General features: G+C 62.7%; 16 protein-coding genes. 11 read left to right on the top strand and 5 right to left on the bottom strand.

Annotated features, from left to right (window positions below):
* Positions 1-189 precede the first annotated feature (189 nt).
* The 10 genes from KCX70_RS04680 (at position 190) to KCX70_RS04635 (ending at position 7,307) form a co-directional block, all read left to right on the top strand.
* Positions 190-1,164: a KpsF/GutQ family sugar-phosphate isomerase gene (locus KCX70_RS04680; RefSeq protein WP_256437928.1), complete on the top strand. Its 975-nt coding sequence runs from the start codon at positions 190-192 to the stop codon at positions 1,162-1,164.
* Positions 1,165-1,686, top strand: coding sequence for a KdsC family phosphatase (locus KCX70_RS04675; RefSeq protein WP_021209345.1), 522 nt, complete (start codon positions 1,165-1,167; stop codon positions 1,684-1,686). It begins immediately after the preceding gene.
* A gap of 10 nt (positions 1,687-1,696) precedes the next feature.
* Positions 1,697-2,269 (top strand): LPS export ABC transporter periplasmic protein LptC, encoded by a 573-nt coding sequence (gene lptC / locus KCX70_RS04670; RefSeq protein ID WP_212619442.1) that lies wholly within the window; start codon positions 1,697-1,699, stop codon positions 2,267-2,269.
* The gene (gene lptA / locus KCX70_RS04665; protein WP_021209347.1) at positions 2,256-2,804 is read left to right on the top strand and encodes a lipopolysaccharide transport periplasmic protein LptA; all 549 of its coding nucleotides are present in this window, start codon (positions 2,256-2,258) and stop codon (positions 2,802-2,804) included. The genes lptC and lptA overlap by 14 nt, the downstream gene beginning before the upstream one ends.
* Positions 2,804-3,529 carry an LPS export ABC transporter ATP-binding protein gene (gene lptB, locus KCX70_RS04660; RefSeq protein WP_021209348.1) on the top strand — a complete coding sequence of 242 codons (726 nt, stop codon included), beginning with the start codon at positions 2,804-2,806 and terminating at the stop codon, positions 3,527-3,529. Before lptA ends, lptB begins: the two co-directional genes overlap by 1 nt.
* Positions 3,530-3,677: 148 nt before the next feature.
* Positions 3,678-5,183 (top strand): RNA polymerase factor sigma-54, encoded by a 1,506-nt coding sequence (locus tag KCX70_RS04655; RefSeq protein ID WP_212619441.1) that lies wholly within the window; start codon positions 3,678-3,680, stop codon positions 5,181-5,183.
* An 81-nt stretch (positions 5,184-5,264) separates the two neighbouring features.
* Positions 5,265-5,573 carry a ribosome hibernation-promoting factor, HPF/YfiA family gene (hpf, locus tag KCX70_RS04650; RefSeq protein WP_021209350.1) on the top strand — a complete coding sequence of 103 codons (309 nt, stop codon included), beginning with the start codon at positions 5,265-5,267 and terminating at the stop codon, positions 5,571-5,573.
* Between the two features lie 7 nt (positions 5,574-5,580).
* A complete protein-coding gene (gene ptsN, locus KCX70_RS04645) occupies positions 5,581-6,045 on the top strand; it encodes a PTS IIA-like nitrogen regulatory protein PtsN (protein WP_031311174.1) in 465 nt (154 codons plus the stop codon).
* A gap of 123 nt (positions 6,046-6,168) precedes the next feature.
* Entirely contained in the window at positions 6,169-7,026 is an 858-nt protein-coding gene (gene rapZ, locus KCX70_RS04640; protein ID WP_212619440.1) for an RNase adapter RapZ, read from the top strand.
* A gap of 8 nt (positions 7,027-7,034) precedes the next feature.
* Positions 7,035-7,307 carry an HPr family phosphocarrier protein gene (locus KCX70_RS04635; protein WP_102853002.1) on the top strand — a complete coding sequence of 91 codons (273 nt, stop codon included), beginning with the start codon at positions 7,035-7,037 and terminating at the stop codon, positions 7,305-7,307.
* A 77-nt stretch (positions 7,308-7,384) separates the two neighbouring features.
* Here KCX70_RS04635 and pmbA read toward each other — a convergent pair whose 3' ends face one another.
* Complete coding sequence (pmbA, locus tag KCX70_RS04630) at positions 7,385-8,731, bottom strand: metalloprotease PmbA (protein ID WP_212619439.1); 1,347 nt, start codon at positions 8,729-8,731, stop codon at positions 7,385-7,387.
* Positions 8,732-8,833: 102 nt separating this feature from the next.
* On the opposite strand from pmbA, the gene yjgA reads away from it, so the two are divergent.
* Positions 8,834-9,355: a ribosome biogenesis factor YjgA gene (gene yjgA, locus KCX70_RS04625; protein ID WP_102846970.1), complete on the top strand. Its 522-nt coding sequence runs from the start codon at positions 8,834-8,836 to the stop codon at positions 9,353-9,355.
* A gap of 72 nt (positions 9,356-9,427) precedes the next feature.
* Here yjgA and tldD read toward each other — a convergent pair whose 3' ends face one another.
* The 4 genes from tldD to rng are packed head-to-tail and all read right to left on the bottom strand — an operon-like array spanning position 9,428 to position 17,073.
* The gene (gene tldD / locus KCX70_RS04620) at positions 9,428-10,870 is read right to left on the bottom strand and encodes a metalloprotease TldD (protein WP_102853000.1); all 1,443 of its coding nucleotides are present in this window, start codon (positions 10,868-10,870) and stop codon (positions 9,428-9,430) included.
* Positions 10,871-10,872: 2 nt separating this feature from the next.
* Positions 10,873-11,718, bottom strand: a complete 846-nt coding sequence (locus KCX70_RS04615) for a carbon-nitrogen hydrolase family protein (protein WP_212619438.1) — start codon at positions 11,716-11,718, stop codon at positions 10,873-10,875.
* A 44-nt stretch (positions 11,719-11,762) separates the two neighbouring features.
* Entirely contained in the window at positions 11,763-15,566 is a 3,804-nt protein-coding gene (locus KCX70_RS04610; protein ID WP_212619437.1) for a YhdP family protein, read from the bottom strand.
* A gap of 49 nt (positions 15,567-15,615) precedes the next feature.
* Entirely contained in the window at positions 15,616-17,073 is a 1,458-nt protein-coding gene (gene rng / locus KCX70_RS04605; protein ID WP_102852997.1) for a ribonuclease G, read from the bottom strand.
* Positions 17,074-17,182 lie beyond the last annotated feature (109 nt).

Here is a 17,182-nt window from a genome sequence, read left to right as displayed (position 1 = left end):
TGGCGGCGCGAACTATAGCACCGCCCAGAGGGCCTCCCAAACAGGGGCCTGTATCGAGGCATGAGCGAGCGCACATTCGTTCAGCTTCGGTTCAGCTCCAGCCGATGATGGACCTCGATCGCTTTTTCGGTGAGCGGTGCCGGGTTTACCGTTATAATCTCGCGTTTTCATTCAGGCGATGACGTGAACATGAGTCAGAGCAATCATCTGATCGAGACCGCCCTGCGTACGATCGGCATGGAAATCGAGGCAGTCGAGCAGCTCAAGACCCGCATCGATGCGCAGTTCGTCAAGGCATGCGAGCTTATTCTGCATTGCAAGGGCCGCGTCGTCGTGGTCGGCATGGGCAAATCCGGGCATATCGGCAACAAGATTGCCGCTACGCTGGCCAGTACCGGCACCACCGCTTTCTTCGTCCACCCGGCCGAAGCCAGTCACGGCGACATGGGAATGATCACCCGGGACGACGTGGTGCTGGCCTTGTCCAACTCGGGCTCTACCAGCGAAATCGTTACCCTGCTGCCGCTGATCAAGCGCCTCGGGATTACCCTGATCAGCATGACCGGCAACCCCGAATCGGTGCTGGCCAAGGCGGCCGCGGTCAACCTCGACGCGAGCGTGGCCATCGAAGCCTGCCCGCTGAACCTGGCACCCACGTCTTCGACCACGGTCAGCCTGGTACTGGGCGATGCACTGGCGATCGCCCTGCTCGAAGCCCGGGGCTTTACCGCCGAAGACTTCGCCTTCTCGCATCCGGGTGGCGCGCTGGGCCGACGCCTGCTGCTCAAGGTCGAACACGTCATGCACGCTGGCGACCGCCTGCCCCTGGTCAACCGCGGCACGCCGCTTCGCGAAGCGCTGCTGGAGATGACCCAGAAGGGGCTCGGCATGACCGCGGTGGTGGCGACGGACGGAAGCCTGGCCGGCATTTTCACCGACGGCGATCTGCGCCGAACCCTGGATAAAGGTATCGACGTCCGCCAGGCCAGCATCGATCAGGTCATGACCCTCCACGGCAAGACTGCCAGCGCCGACATGCTCGCCGCCGAGGCGTTGAAAATCATGGAAGACAACAAGATCAACGCACTGGTAGTGGTCGATGACAACGACCGCCCCATCGGCGCGTTGAACATGCACGATCTGCTGCGCGCGGGAGTGATGTAAGTGAACGATCTACTGAGGCGTGCCCGTGATATTCGCCTGGCCATTTTCGATGTCGATGGCGTGCTCACCGACGGCAAGCTGTATTTCTTGGTCGACGGCAGCGAGTTCAAGACCTTCAACACGCTCGATGGTCATGGCATCAAGATGCTGATCAATTCGGGCGTGCGCACCGCGATCATCACCGGACGCAAGACGCCGGTCGTCGAGCGGCGCGCGCAGAACCTGGGCATCCAGCATCTGTATCAGGGGCGCGAGGACAAACTGGTAGTGCTCGATGAATTGCTCGCCGAGCTGGGACTCGACTACGCTGAAGTCGCCTACCTGGGTGACGACCTGCCCGACCTTCCGGTAATCCGCCGTGTTGGCCTGGGCATGGCCGTCGCCAGTGCCGACGCGTTCGTCCGCCAGCATGCGCACGGGGTCACCGCTGCCCGTGGCGGCGAGGGCGCGGCACGCGAATTCTGCGAACTGATCATGCGCGCCCAAGGCAACCTCGAAGCTGCTCAGGCCGCCTACCTCTAGAGGTTTCTCCATGCTGAGCAGACTCCGCCTTCCTGCCGTCCTGCTGCTGGTCGCCCTGCTGCTGGTCGCGATCGGTTATTGGAACATCCGCCCCGAAAGTTTCATGCAGGAGCCGCCTGCAAACCAGGGCGAAGAGTCCTCGATCGATTTCTACGTGATCAATTCGCGCACGGTGCAATACCAACCGGACGGCAAGCGCAACTACGAACTCTCCGCTGACAAGGTCGAACACATCAAGGCCAGCGACGTCAGCCTGCTGACCCGTCCCGACCTGCACGCTTACAGGGGCACCGATCTGCCCTGGCACGTGACCAGCGAGCGCGGCGAAGTGGGCCCGCAAGGGGAACAAGTCGAGCTGATCGACAACGTCAAGGTCCAACGGCAGGACGCCAAGGGCCGCCCGACCGAGATCACCAGCAGCCGGATGACGGTGTTTCCCGAGAAGGATTATGCCGAAACCCGGCAACCCGTTAGAATCGTCGCCGCAAACGGCGTCACGACCGCCACGGGCATGAAAGCGTACCTAGATGAAGGCAGGATGCTCCTGCTATCCAAAGTAAGAGGCCAGCATGAGCTGCGTTAAGACAATCCCCTACCTGATCGGCCTGAGCATCGCGCTGCTCGGCTCGTACGCCCATGCGCTCCCTGAAGACCGAAACCAGCCAATTCGCGTCCAGGCCGACACCGCCGAACTGGACGATCGACAGGGCGTGGCCGTCTATCGTGGCGACGTGGTGATCACCCAGGGCACCATGAAGATCACGGGTGACACCGTCACCATTACCCAGAACAAGAATGGCGATGTCGAGGTGTTCACCTCCATCGGCAAGCCTGCGTATTACGAACAGAAGCCGGCGGTGGACAAGGAAATCGTCAAGGCCTACGGCCTGACCATCCAGTATTTCGCGACGAACGAGCGCATCGTGCTGATCGACCAGGCCAAGGTCGTTCAAGAAGGTAATACCTTCGAGGGCGAGAAGATCGTCTATGACACCCAGCGCCAGATCGTCAATGCCGGTCGCGCCAGCAATGCCGACATCACCACACCGCGTCCTCGCGTGGACATGGTCATTCAGCCGCGCAAAAAAGATCAGCCGGCAACCGAGCAGGGCAACTGATGGCGATTCTCAAGGCCCAGCATCTGGCAAAGAGCTACAAGACCCGTCAGGTCGTACGCGACGTCAGCCTGTCCATCGAGAGCGGGCAGATCGTCGGTCTGCTCGGACCGAACGGAGCCGGGAAGACCACCTGCTTCTACATGATCGTTGGCCTGGTGAAGGCCGACCAGGGTCGCGTACTGATCGACGAGCAGGACGTCACCCATCTGCCCATGCATGGTCGGGCCCGAGCCGGTATCGGCTACCTGCCGCAGGAAGCGTCGATCTTTCGCAAGCTGTCGGTGACCGACAACATCATGGCGATCCTCGAGACCCGCAAGGACCTGGATCGCAGTGGCCGTCAACAGGCCCTGGAAAGCCTGCTGCAGGAGTTCCACATCCATCACATCCGTGACAGCCTGGGCATGAGCCTGTCCGGCGGTGAGCGGCGACGCGTCGAGATCGCGCGCGCGCTGGCTACCGCACCCAAGTTCATTCTGCTCGACGAACCCTTCGCCGGCGTTGACCCGATCTCGGTCGGCGACATCAAGCAGATCATCCACCACCTCAAGGCCAAGGGCATCGGCGTGCTGATCACCGATCACAACGTGCGCGAGACCCTGGACATCTGCGAGACCGCCTACATCGTCAACGACGGTCAGTTGATTGCCGAAGGCGATGCCGAGACGGTCCTGGCCAACCAACTGGTGAAGGATGTGTACCTCGGACACGAATTCCGACTCTGACGCCGATCTTTTCGGCCGATAGCCCCGTTAGGGGCTAGGCAAACGCTTCGTTGGCAGGCATATAATTTGCTTATGCAGGCGCCCCCAGGCGCCAGTGAATCGGAACAGGCGCGGTTGCGCCGGCAAACAAGGTTCGAAGTCCTCTGCCATGAAACCATCGCTAGTCCTGAAGATGGGCCAGCAGCTGACGATGACACCGCAGCTGCAACAAGCCATACGATTGCTCCAGCTATCCACGCTCGATCTCCAGCAGGAGATTCAGGAAGCACTGGATTCCAACCCGATGCTCGAGCGCGAAGAAGACGGGGACGACTTCGACAACTCCGACCCGATGGCCGAGTCGATCGAAAGGAAGTCGGAAAGCAGTCAGAACGAGCAAAGCGAGCCTGACAATCACTTCGAAGAACCCATCAACACGGTCGAAAACCTCGAGGAAGGCGACTGGGGCGAGCGCATCCCCAACGAGCTGCCGGTAGACACCGCCTGGGAAGATATCTACCAGACCAGCGCCAGCAGCCTGCCCAGCAACGACGACGAATGGGACTTCACCACCCGCACCTCCTCCGGGGAAAGCCTGCAGAGCCATCTGCTCTGGCAGCTCAACCTCGCCCCGATGAGCGACACCGACCGTCTCATCGCGACCACTCTGATCGATTGCATCAATCCCCAGGGCTATCTCGACGAGACCCTCGAAGAGGTCCTCGAATCATTCGATCCCGAACTCGAGATCGAGCTCGATGAGATCGAAGTGGTGCTACGTCGCATCCAGCAATTCGAACCTGCCGGAATCGGTGCGCGAGACTTGCGTGAATGCCTGCTGCTGCAGCTGCGTCAGCTCCCCGAGCGAACGCCATGGCTGGCCGAGGCGATGCGTCTGGTGAGCGATCACCTGGACACCCTCGGTGGCCGAGACTACAGCCTGCTGATGCGTCGCTTGAAGCTCAAGGAAGATGAGCTGCGCCAGGTCATCGACCTGATCCAAACACTCAATCCACGGCCCGGCTCGCAGATAGAGGCCGGCGAGCCGGAGTACGTCGTCCCCGATGTGATCGTGCGCAAGCACAATGGCCGCTGGCTGGTCGAACTGAACCAGGAGGCCATGCCACGCCTGCGGGTGAATCCGCAGTACGCCGGCTTCGTCAAGCGCGCCGACTCCAGCGCCGACAACACCTTCATGCGCAATCAGTTGCAGGAAGCGCGCTGGTTCATCAAGAGCCTGCTCAGCCGCAACGAAACGCTGATGAAGGTCGCCACGCAGATCGTCGAGCATCAGCGCGGCTTTTTCGAACACGGCGACGAAGCGATGAAGCCGCTGGTGCTGCACGATATCGCCGAAGCAGTCGGCATGCACGAGTCGACCATTTCACGGGTCACGACGCAGAAGTACATGCACACGCCACGCGGCATCTATGAGCTGAAATACTTCTTCTCCAGCCATGTGAGCACTGCCGAAGGCGGCGAATGCTCGTCCACCGCGATACGCGCCATCATCAAGAAGCTGGTGGCCGCGGAAAACGCCAAAAAGCCATTGAGCGACAGCAAGATCGCTGGTTTACTGGAGGCACAAGGTATTCAAGTTGCACGCCGCACTGTCGCCAAGTACCGCGAATCACTCGGTATCGCACCATCCAGCGAACGTAAGCGGTTGATGTAAATGCCAGGCGACCTGGTCGATCTCTTCCGGTGGCGGGCGCTCAGCCCCGCCAATTCGCAAGTGGCAAAAAGGAGATGCAGTATGCAAGTCAACATCACTGGCCTTCACCTGGAAATTACCGATGCCCTGCGCGACTACGTCGAGGAGAAATTCGACCGACTGGAACGTCATTTCGACCGCATCATTGCCGTCCAGGTGATCCTGCAGGTCGAGAAGCTCAAGCAAAAGGCAGAAGCCGCCCTGCATGTGGCCGGCCGCGAAGTCGTCGCGAATGCCGAGCACGGAGACATGTACGCTGCCATCGACCTGTTGGTCGACAAGCTCGACCGTCAGCTCATCAAGCACAAAGAAAAACAGCTCGACCATAACCAGGGCGCCCTTGCTCGCTGACCCAATCATGATCCGAATCGAAAACATCCTGACCCCCGGACGTTCCCTGGTGAACGTCCCGGGCGGCAGCAAGAAACGCGTCCTGGAACAGATCGCCAAAGTGCTAGGCCAGGACCTCCCAGACCTGGACTCGCAAACCATTTTCGAAAGCTTCATCGCCCGTGAAAAACTGGGGTCCACCGGTTTCGGTAACGGCATTGCCATCCCCCACTGCCGTATGCCTGGCTGCACCTCGCCGCTGAGCGCGGTGCTCCGGCTGGACGTCCCCGTGGATTTCGATGCCATCGACGGCGCGCCTGTCGACCTGTTGTTCGTGCTGCTGGTGCCAGAGGCCGCGACCGATGAGCACCTTGAACTGCTTCGTCAGATTGCCAGCATGCTGGACCGTGAGGACGTTCGTGAGCGTCTGCGCCGGGCCAGCACCGGACAGGAGCTGTATCAGGCCGTCGTCGATATTCAGAGCGGCCGGTAGCGCAGCGGTCTGCGCCGGGCTGAGTGAGGAAAGAGACGTGGTTTCTAGCTGTCAACAACCGCCCCTTCAGCGCCGCGCTGGGCACGTAGTTCCCGCCGGTGCCCCGTCCAATACCCTGCACCAATGCGCCTGATCATCGTCAGCGGCCGCTCCGGGTCGGGTAAGAGCACGGCGCTCGACGTGCTCGAGGACAACGGTTTCTATTGCATCGACAACCTGCCCGCCGGCCTGCTGCCGGAACTGGCGGAGCGGGCACTGCTGCATACGGAGCTGCTGCAGCCACAGGTTGCGGTATCCATCGACGCACGCAACCTGCCCAGCCAGCTCAAGCGCTTCCCCGAGCTGCTCAAGGATGTCCGCGCCCGTTATATCCAGTGCGATGTGTTGTACCTCGACGCCGCAGACGAGACGTTGCTCAAGCGGTTTTCGGAAACCCGTCGACGACATCCGCTGACCAATCAGAACCGCTCTCTGGCCGAAGCGATCCACGACGAAGAACTGCTGCTGGCGCCGATCATCGATCACGCCGACCTGAAAATCGACACGACGCACCTGAACCTCTATCAGCTGCGTGACACCTTGAAGCTGCGCCTGTTGAACCAGCCAGAACCGGGTACCGCCTTTCTCTTCGAGTCCTTTGGCTTCAAGCGCGGCATGCCGGTAGATGCCGACCTGGTGTTCGACGTGCGCTGTCTGCCCAATCCGTACTGGAAAGCCGACCTGCGAGACTTTTCCGGCCTCGACCAGCCAGTGATCGACTACTTGGCGGCACAGACGGATGTCGAAGAGATGTTCCAGGACATACTCGCCTACCTGAGCAAATGGCTCCCACGGTTCGCTGCCAGCAATCGCGCCTATGTCACCGTCGCCATCGGCTGCACCGGTGGGCATCATCGCTCGGTGTACCTGGCCGAACGGCTGGGCCAGGCGCTGCGCGAACCCTTGAAGAACGTTCAGGTCCGCCATCGCGACCTGGCTTAGGAATTCTCATGCCATCGTGCGAAGTTACCATCATCAACAAGCTGGGCCTGCATGCCCGAGCGGCCGCGAAATTCGTCGGCGTCGCCAACCAGTTCCCTTGTGACATCCGCGTCGGACGCTGCCCGGCGAGCCTGGTCGACGGCAAGAGCATCATGGCCGTCATGATGCTTGCCGCCAGTAAAGGAACCACCCTGCACTTGCATGCGGAGGGCGAACAGGATGACGACGCGCTCTCTGCGCTGATCGCTTTGATCGAGAACTACTTCGAGGAGGGAGAATAAAGCTGGCAGTCGGTATATCGGCGGCGCCGGAGCACCGCCAAGCCCTTCCCTTTACTCCTCAGCACGCCAGCTGCCTCTTACTGCCCTGCCACCTTCATCCGCTCGATCAGCACCGAACCGGTGTGAATGCTGCTGCGTGTCTCGATATCGCAGCCGACCGCAACGATCTGGCGGAACATGTCGCGAAGGTTGCCGGCGATGGTGACTTCCTGCACCGGGAACTGGATCTCGCCGTTTTCCACCCAGAAACCGCCAGCGCCACGCGAATAGTCACCGGTAACCAGGTTCAAACCCTGCCCCATCAGCTCGGTCACCAACAATCCTCGGCCCATACGGCGGATCAGCGCCGCCTGGTCCTCGTCGCCATGGGTGACGAAGAGGTTGTGCACGCCCCCGGCATTGGCGGTACTGGGCATACCTAACTTGCGTCCGGAGTAGGTTCCAAGGACGTAGGAAAGCAACTTGCCGTTCTCCACGAACGGCTTGGCGTAGGTCGCCAGGCCGTCGCCGTCATAGGCCGAACTGGCCAGCCCGCGCGCCAGGTGTGGACGCTCATCCAGACTCAGCCACTCGGGGAAGAGCATCTGTCCCAGCGCACCTTCAAGGTACGACGACTTGCGATAGAGATTGCCACCGGAAATCGCCGCGAGAAAATGACCGAACAGCCCGGTGGCCAGCTCGGAAGAGAACAGCACCGGGACATCGCAAGTCGGCACCGGCCTTGCACCCAAGCGGCGAACGGCACGTTCGGCCGCACGCCGGCCAATCGATTCAGCCGACGCCAGGTCACCGGCAACACGGCTGACGTCATAGTGATAATCACGCTGCATCTGGCCATCAGCCTCGGCGATCATCACGCAGCTGAGGCTGTGGCGAGTACTGCAGTAGGCGCCGATGAAGCCGTTGCTGTTGCCATACCCACGGCAGCCCTGGTGCGTGCTCAGACTGGTACCGTCGGCGTTGCGAATGCGTGGGTCGGTATCGAACGCCGCCGCTTCGCAGCTGAGCGCCAGCTCGACAGCCGCGTCGGGTGAAATCCCCCAAGGATGGTACAGATCGAGATCGGGCACCTCTTTGGCCATCAGCGCTGGATCGGCGAGCCCGGCGTATTCATCTTCGGAGGCATGCCGAGCGATCGCCAGGGCGGCGGCCACGGTTTCACGTATCGCGTCCTCGCCGCTGCCAGTCGTGCTGGCCGAGCCCTTGCGCTGGCCGACGTAGAGCGTGATGCCGAAGCCCTGGTCGCGATTGAACTCCACCGTTTCCACTTCACGCTGGCGGACAGTGGTCGACAGGCCCTGCTCCATCGACACGGAGACTTCGCAGGCGCTGGCGCCCTGGCGGCTGGCCTCTTCTATGATTCTCGAGACCTTCTCGCGCAATCCGGGCAGCGCACTCGGCCCGATCCCCTCGACTTCACTCATAAACACTCCAACTGATTCGATCATGCCGCCTACACGAAGCCCGACTGAGCTGCACCGCGAGGCTGCTGTTATCATGGTGACGTTTCCAACTGGACCAGCCCCATGTCTGATATTTCCGATCTCGACGGCTTCGAGGAAAAAAGCAAAACCCAGGTCAAACGTGAGCTGCACGCTCTCCAGGAACTCGGCGAGCGCCTCACCACCCTCAAGCCCGACGTGCTAGACCGCCTTCCACTCACCGACGCCCTGCGCAAGGCGCTGGCCGATGCGCCCAAGCACACCGCGCACATCGCCCGGAAACGGCACCTGCAGTACATCGGCAAGCTGATGCGCGACCAGGATACCGACGCCATCCTCGCGCTGGTCGACCAGCTCGACGCCTCCACCCGCCAATACAACGAGCGCTTCCATGCGCTGGAACGCTGGCGTGACCGCTTGATTGCCGGCAACGATGAAACGCTCGAATCCTTCGTCAACGAGTTCCCCGAGACCGACCGCCAGCATCTGCGTGGGCTGATCCGCCACGCCCAGCACGAAGCGGCACATAACAAACCACCAGCTGCCAGTCGCAAGATATTCAAGTACATCCGCGGCCTGGACGAAACCCAGCGCGGGCTGCGCTAAAAAGCGGCTGCACGCTACAGGCTCCAGGCGGCAGGCAAAGCGGCTGCACTGCTGACCCGAAGCCTGAAGCCATCAGGCGCCTGTCCCGCCAACTGTAATGCCATCGATCTTCAGCGTCGGCTGACCGACACCTACAGGCACCGACTGGCCGTCCTTGCCGCAAGTGCCCACGCCACTGTCCAGCGCCAGATCGGTGCCGACCATAGAGACCTTGTTCATCACCTCCGGCCCGTTGCCGATCAGCGTGGCCCCTTTCACCGGCGCGGTGATCCGGCCATCCTCGATCAGATAGGCCTCGCTGGTCGAGAACACGAACTTGCCGCTGGTGATGTCCACCTGACCACCGCCGAGGCTCGCGCAATAGATGCCTTTCTTCACCGAGCGGATGATTTCTTCCGGATCACTCTCGCCCGCCAGCATGTAGGTATTGGTCATCCGCGGCATGGGCAAGTGAGCATAGGACTCGCGGCGACCGTTGCCCGTCGGGGCAACGCCCATCAAACGCGCGTTGAGCTTGTCCTGAATGTAACCCTTCAGAATCCCGTTTTCGATCAGCGTGGTGCACTGGGTCGGTGTCCCCTCGTCATCGACGCTCAGTGAGCCGCGGCGATTGGCCAGGGTGCCGTCGTCGACGATGGTGCACAGCTTGGATGCCACCTGTTGGCCGATCCGGCCGCTGTAGGCTGAGCTGCCCTTGCGATTGAAGTCGCCCTCCAGGCCGTGGCCGACCGCCTCGTGCAGCAGCACGCCGGACCAGCCGGACCCCAGTACCACCGGTAACGTACCGGCGGGCGCGGCGACCGCCTCGAGGTTGACCAACGCCTGACGCAGCGCCTCGCGCGCATACCCCATGGCGCGGTCTTCGCTGAGAAAATAGTCATAACCGGTACGTCCGCCGCCGCCATGACCGCCGCGTTCGCGACGCCCGTTCTGCTCGACGATCACGCTGACATTGAAGCGCACCAGCGGCCGAATATCCGCGGCCATCCCGCCGTCCAAACCGGCGACCAGCACATGCTCCCAGACCCCGGCAAGGCTCACCGTGACCTGCTTGATGCGGGGATCGAGCGCGCGCGTGGCGACGTCGATACGCTTGAGCAACTCGACCTTTTCCGCACGACCCAGCCCATCGAGCGGGTTGTCCGCACTGTACAACGCGCCGAACGAGGCCTTCGACAGCACCTGGACGCGCCCTTGCTGGCCACTGCGTGCGATCGAGCGAGCGGCTTCGGCGGCCTGGCGCAAGGCGTCGGCGGTGATCGCATTGCTATAGGCAAAACCGGTTTTCTCTCCGGACAAGGCGCGCACCCCGACGCCTTGCTCAAGATGGAAACCGCCTTCCTTGACGATGCCATCCTCCAGCACCCAGGACTCGGTCACCTGGTCCTGGAAATACAGATCCGCCGCGTCGATACCGGGACCGGCCAGTTCGCCGAGCAGTCCCGGCAGGTCATCCAGGCCAAGCCCACCAGGTGTCAGCAGGCGCTCGGTGACAGGTAACAGCAATTGACTCATATCTACTCCAAAGTGCCCGAGACAATACGGGGAGTGGTGAATCGACGATGCATCACAACCGGCATGCGTTGACGCGTCGCCGCCTGTGCGGCCGCGTCCCGGTCGACGACCAGAACCGCCTCGCCGGTTGCCTGCTCGGCCAACGCCTGTCCCCAGAAATCAACGATAGACGAATGGCCGTGGGTCATCCGTCCGTTCGGGTGTTCACCACCCTGCGCTGCGGCCAGCATATAGCATTGCGTCTCGATGGCCCGCGTGCGGACCAGCATCTCCCAATGCGCCTGACCGGTGACCGCCGTGAAGGCCGAGGGGGCGCTGATCAGCTCGGCGCCCGCCAGACGCAACGCGGTATAGAGTTCGGCGAAACGCAGGTCATAGCAGACGCTCATGCCCAGCCGCCCAACCGGCGTATCGACCACCACCAGCCGCTCACCTGCCGCGTAGTCGTCCGACTCGCGATAGCGCCCTCGCGCATCGCTGACATCGGCATCGAACAGATGCAGCTTGTCGTAATGGGCGACACGCTGCCCATGATCGTCCACCAACAGCGAGCAGGCCCGGACCTTCGCCAGCGGTTGGTCATCCGGCGGCAATGGAATGGTGCCGGCCACGATCCATAAGCTGAGGTCGCGGGCGGCCTGTTTCAACCAGGGCAGGATCGGACCGGCTCCCTCGGCCTCTGCCCGCCCGAGCGCAACCAGGTCGGAGCGTCCCATGGCGGCGAAATTCTCGGGCAGCACAGCGAGTCGGGCGCCCGCCTCGGCCGCTTGCTCCAGAAGCCTCCGCGCGGCGACGAGGTTCGTCTGGATGTCGGTCTGGCTGACCATCTGAATCACGGCTAGGGTCATGCTTGGCTACCCCTGGGGCGCTGTGGCCGCCGGCTGAATGACGCTCAGTTGGGTTTCTCGAAGGGCTTGTCGAAGGTGATTTTCGGTGCCTGCCAGGGCCCCTCGACGTTGTACTGGACGGTTGCGAAGCGAGCCACCTTGTCGCCCAGCAGCTTGTCGACGACGAACAGCGCACCGCCAATGGCGGGTGCGCCCACGATCAGCGCGGCCAGCGGCAGGTTATTGCTGACCGGAAGCGTCACCAGCAGCTTGGCATCGATCTGATCGTTGACCAGATCCAGGCGGCCATTGAGTTCCAGATTGCTGGAGGGCCCTGCCACCGTCAGCGGTTGCGACGTCACGTAGACACCGTCGGTTGCCTGCAACTGGGCCTTGATCCGATCGTAGCTAAGCCCCTTGCTGAACAGGTCGGAGAAATCCAGGCGCAAGCGCCGGCCGATGGAGTCGAAATTGAGCAGACCGAAGACTCGCAGTGCCTGCGCCCCGCCATCCACTTCACGCAACTGGCCCTTGCGAAGCCGGGCATCGAGCGTGCCGGACAGCCGGTTCACAGCGAAAAACGCTGGCGAACCAGGCCAGCTACCGTCCACATCCAGCCGGAAATCCTGGCTGGACGTCGAGGGAGCGAACCCCCAGGCCAACAGCACGTCGGCGATATTCGCGCCCTCCAGCCGGCCCTTGTACCAGCTGCGCGAACCGCTCCAGCCGCCGCTACCAGCCATCTTCAAGCCTCTGAGATTCAGGTCGATGTCGGAAAAGCCCACACCCTCGGCATCCGGTCGCATCTTGAACGACCCGCCGCCCAGCAACTCGTCACCGCGCAAGACTTTCGCCACGCTGATGTTCATCGCCGGGAGCTCCTTCGGATCGACAGCGGCCAGTGCATCGCGAGGCGGGGTCTGGGCCTCATCGGTGGCCGCTGCCGGCAGGCGCACGCGCGACAGGTCCAGCACGATCGGCTCGCTGTCAGCATCCGGCAGTTGGACGGATCCGGCCACCGTCCCGCTGTCCAGGCCGAGCGACCAGCCCGCCGGAAGGCGCTGCAGGTCGACACCCAGATCGTCGATGTGAGTACCGAAGCCCTCGAAGGCACCGATATGCAGCTCGACCTGACGCAACATCGAGGCTCCCGCCTGATTGGTCGAGCGCTCGCCGTAGTCTTTCAGCAGCGCTTGCCATTCGCTCAGATCGAAGCGCGAGACGCTGCCTCGCACGTGGAGGCCTCGGTCGGTGCGCAGGTTCGCCGCAGCACCACCCAGCACTAGCTCGCCGCCGCCCTCGGACCAGTTGCCGGTCGGCGCAACGAAGCTCAGTGCCGCCAACGCGCCGTGCCTGAGCGTATATCGCTGGCGCTCGCCGCCAAACGACATGCGCAGCGTCGTATCGCGCCGCTCTTCTGCCGTTTTGCCAAACGGCGCTGGAAGCGCCAGTTCGGTACCCAGCAGGGAGGAGTCCACTTGCAGGTTGTTATCGACACGGCTCAGCAACAGGTTCAGCCGGAGCGGCAGCGTTCCGGACGCGGGCACTGGCCGTTCGATCTTTCGCCAGCTCAGGAGCTGTTGCAGCGGCACGACCGCCGACGCCTCGATCCGCGACGCGGGCTCGCCAGCCTCCCCCAGCGCAACGGCCTTGCCCTGCACTGAGCTGCCCAGGGTACGGGCATGGAACGCCTTGCTGCTGAAGCCGCGCTCGCTGTCGTAGCGGAACTCGCCTGTCAGCGCATCGAGCTGCAGGTCCGCCTGCGGAATGAACAACGAGGCATCGCTACTGGCGAAATCAGCCAGCACCACGGGACGCTCACCTTTGGCCAGTGGAATGTCCAGGCGCAGGGTTCCGCTCAACGGACCATCGCCACGCCAGCCAGCGAACAGCTCGCCCGTGCCGATCGGCGCCACCTGCATCAGGGTCAATGCATCACGCAGATGGCCGTCCACCTGCCCCTCGATAGCCAGCCGCGGCGGTTGTCCGCCGTGCCCATGAGGGATCTCGGCGCTGACGTCACGCACCTGGCTGTCGAGCATGCGGGCCTCGGCCACACGAACCCGCACACCCGTGTTCTCGATCAGCACTTCCCCGCGACCTTCGCGCAGCACCGGCCAACCGGGTTGGAACGCGAGTTCGGCGTCCTTCACCTTGAAGTAAAGGCTCAGGCTGCGAGCGGCCGCCTCGGCGTCCTTGCTCAGCGCGCCCTGGTATTCGAAGTAGCCCTGTTCGACGCGACCGCCACGAATCGCGGCCAGCAGCCATTCACTCAACGCCGGACTCAACGCGGGCGAACGCGTCGGTAAATATTTTTCGGTATAGCGCGCGTCGCCATTGCTGAGCCCGACGCGCAGGTCCATGTAGTCCTCGGCAGCCGGATCGCGCATCAGGCGGATCAGGAAATCCCCCGCGATCTGCCCCTCCTCGCCCTCGACCTGCAGATAAGGCGCAGCGAGGCTTATCGCCTGGTCATCCAGCGTCCAGCGCAGGCTGCCGCGCGCACGATGGTAGTCCCAGGGTCGCGGGAACAGCTCGGCCAGGTGCAGCGCGAAATCGCGGTTATCGAAACGCAGCTCCCCTCCGGCGAGGTTGCCCTGTACCACGCCACTGACATTACGCACGGCTGGCACCCAATGGTGCGCAGCGATGCCGACCGCGTCGAGATTGGCTGAGAACACCAGCCGTTCCTCGGCGGGCGCGGATGGCCGGTAGTCGAGCTGCAGGTTGCGCAAGGTTCCGCTCGGGGCCAACCCCAGCAGGTATTCCTCCGCCCGTTCGGGCAATGGCCACATGGCATGTGCCAGTGCGGCCATGGGCGCAACGGCAAGGCGATCGGCCTGCAGGCGCCAGCGCCCCTCGGCAACGCTCTGCTGGAGCAGCAGCGTGGTGTCCTGCCAACGGTTCTGTTCGAAGGTGAAGGCCAGACCATTGAGCTGCAACCGGTAGCCATCATCGGCGCGATCGAGATAAGCGTTGACAGCCAGGTCGTCTATCGACACGAGGCCCTGCTGCTGCCGCCCAAAGCGCAAGGACGGCGCGTTCAGTCGAGCCACCGCACGGGCCAGCCCGCGCTCACGCCACTCGAGCCAGACTTCGCCACCGGCTCGAAGCTGCGCGAGTTCCCAGTCGCCGAGCAGACTCGCCGGCAGCCAGCTGGCCCAGTCGCTCTGCGGCAGGCTCAGATAAAGCTCGGCTTCGCTGCTCTGCCAGTCCGGCACCTGTAGCTTCGTCTGAGTACGCAGGCTCAAGGGCTGGCCGTCCGGCAGCAGCACCCGGCCATCCAGCCGCAAACGCTCGCCGACGATACCGAGAGCCAGGTTGGCATAGGTCAGGGTAAGCGGCGCCGCAGCATGCGCCTGGAACGTGATCTGACTATCGCGTAGCTGCACTTGCCGGACCCTGCGCAGCTGCTCGAAAAGCTTCGCAACGTCGGGTGGAGGCTGATCGCCGCGCTCAGGCAGCCCATCGACGTGCCACTTGCCATCAGCGTTCTGCACGAGGCTCAACTGCAGGCCAGAGAAGGCCAGGCTCTCGAGGCGAGGCTGGCGGGACGAAAGGCTGCCCATCACATCCGGCACCAATTCCAACCGGTCCAGGCGTATCGCTGCATCGCCATCGCCGAGGATCACATCGTGCGCCACCAGCCGCGGCGAAAACCCTTCCCAATGCCCCTCCAGACTACCGAGTTCGACCGGCATCTTCAGTAAGCGGCGCGCCTGGTCCTGCACCTCGGCGCGGTACTCGGCAACCAGCGGCACCAGCTGCCGGCCGAGACTCACGTAGAGCGCAAGCAGCATCAAGCCAATCGCGCCCAGCCAGAGACAGCGGCGCAAAATGGCGAGAACAAGGGCCAGGAGCCGACTCATAGCGCTGCGCTCCGTTCATCCGGCTCCGGATGGCCAGGTGTGCATCTATTCAGAGCAGCACCACGTCGTACTGTTCCTGGGAATACATGGTCTCGACCTGAAACTTGATCGAGCGGCCGATGAAGCTCTCCAGGTCAGCGACATTGCCGGACTCCTCGTCCAGCAGTCGATCGATGACCTTCTGGTTCGCCAGGACCCGATACCCCTCGGGCTGGTAGGCGCGGGCTTCACGCAGGATCTCGCGAAAGATCTCGTAGCAAACCGTCTCAGGAGTCTTCAGCTTGCCGCGGCCCTGGCAGCACAGGCAAGGCTCGCACAGCACCTGCTCAAGGCTTTCGCGCGTTCGCTTGCGAGTCATCTGCACCAGCCCCAGCTCGGTGATGCCGATGATGTTGGTCTTGGCGTGATCGCGCTCCAGCTGTTTTTCCAGAGTGCGCAGCACCTGCCGACGATGCTCCTCGTCTTCCATGTCGATGAAGTCGATGATGATGATCCCGCCAATGTTGCGCAGCCGCAGTTGTCTGGCGATGGCGGTCGCCGACTCGAGGTTGGTCTTGAAAATCGTCTCTTCGAGGGTGCGGTGCCCGACGAAAGCCCCGGTGTTGACATCGATGGTGGTCATCGCCTCGGCCGGATCGATGATCAGGTATCCGCCGGACTTGAGCATGACCTTGCGTTCGAGCGCCTTCTGGATCTCGTCCTCGACACTGTAGAGATCGAAGATCGGCCGTTCACCCGGGTAGTGCTCCAGATGCTCGCTCAGCTCCGGCATCAGCTCACCGACGAACTGGCTGACCTTCTGATAATTTTCCCGCGAGTCGATGCGGATCTTTTCGATACGCGGATTGACCAGGTCGCGCAGCGTGCGCATGGCCAGCGACAAATCCTCGTAGATAATCGAGGGCGCGCCTGCGGTCTTCATCTGCCCGTCGATCTGTTCCCACAGACGGCGCAGGTAGCGGATATCCATTAAGATCTCGTCGCTGCCGGCGCCCTCGGCGGCGGTGCGCAGAATGAAACCGCCCGCCTCCTTGATGCCTTCCGCCGCAATGCACTCGGCAACCACCTGCTTGAGCCTGTCGCGCTCGGCTTCGTCCTCGATTCGCAGGGAGATGCCGACGTGGCTGGTCTTGGGCATGTACACCAGGTAGCGCGACGGTATCGACAGCTGCGTGGTCAGCCGCGCCCCCTTGGTGCCGATCGGATCCTTGGTGACCTGTACTACCAGCGCCTGGCCTTCATGGACCAGGGCACTGATGGGCTCGACCGCGTTGCCTTCGCGACTGGATATTTCCGAGGCGTGTATGAAGGCGGCGCGCTCCAGGCCGATGTCGACGAAGGCGGCTTGCATGCCAGGAAGCACCCGCACCACCTTGCCCTTGTAGATGTTTCCGACGATGCCGCGGCGCTGGGTGCGCTCGACGTGCACCTCCTGCAGGACACCGTTCTCCACCACCGCCACCCGCGACTCCATGGGGGTAATGTTCATCAGAATCTCTTCGCTCATTGTTGTTCTCTGCTGATGGCGGAGGGGTATGCCAAGCTGTAAAAGAACGGCTTACAAACGGGCGGCAACGATAGCCCGGTGGACTGCTCATCGAAGCAGACCGCACCGC

This window comes from Stutzerimonas stutzeri (assembly GCF_018138085.1).
GTDB lineage: Bacteria > Pseudomonadota > Gammaproteobacteria > Pseudomonadales > Pseudomonadaceae > Stutzerimonas > Stutzerimonas stutzeri_AI.
Note: the sequence above shows the minus strand (reverse complement) of the source record. Positions and strands in the feature narration are given on the sequence as shown.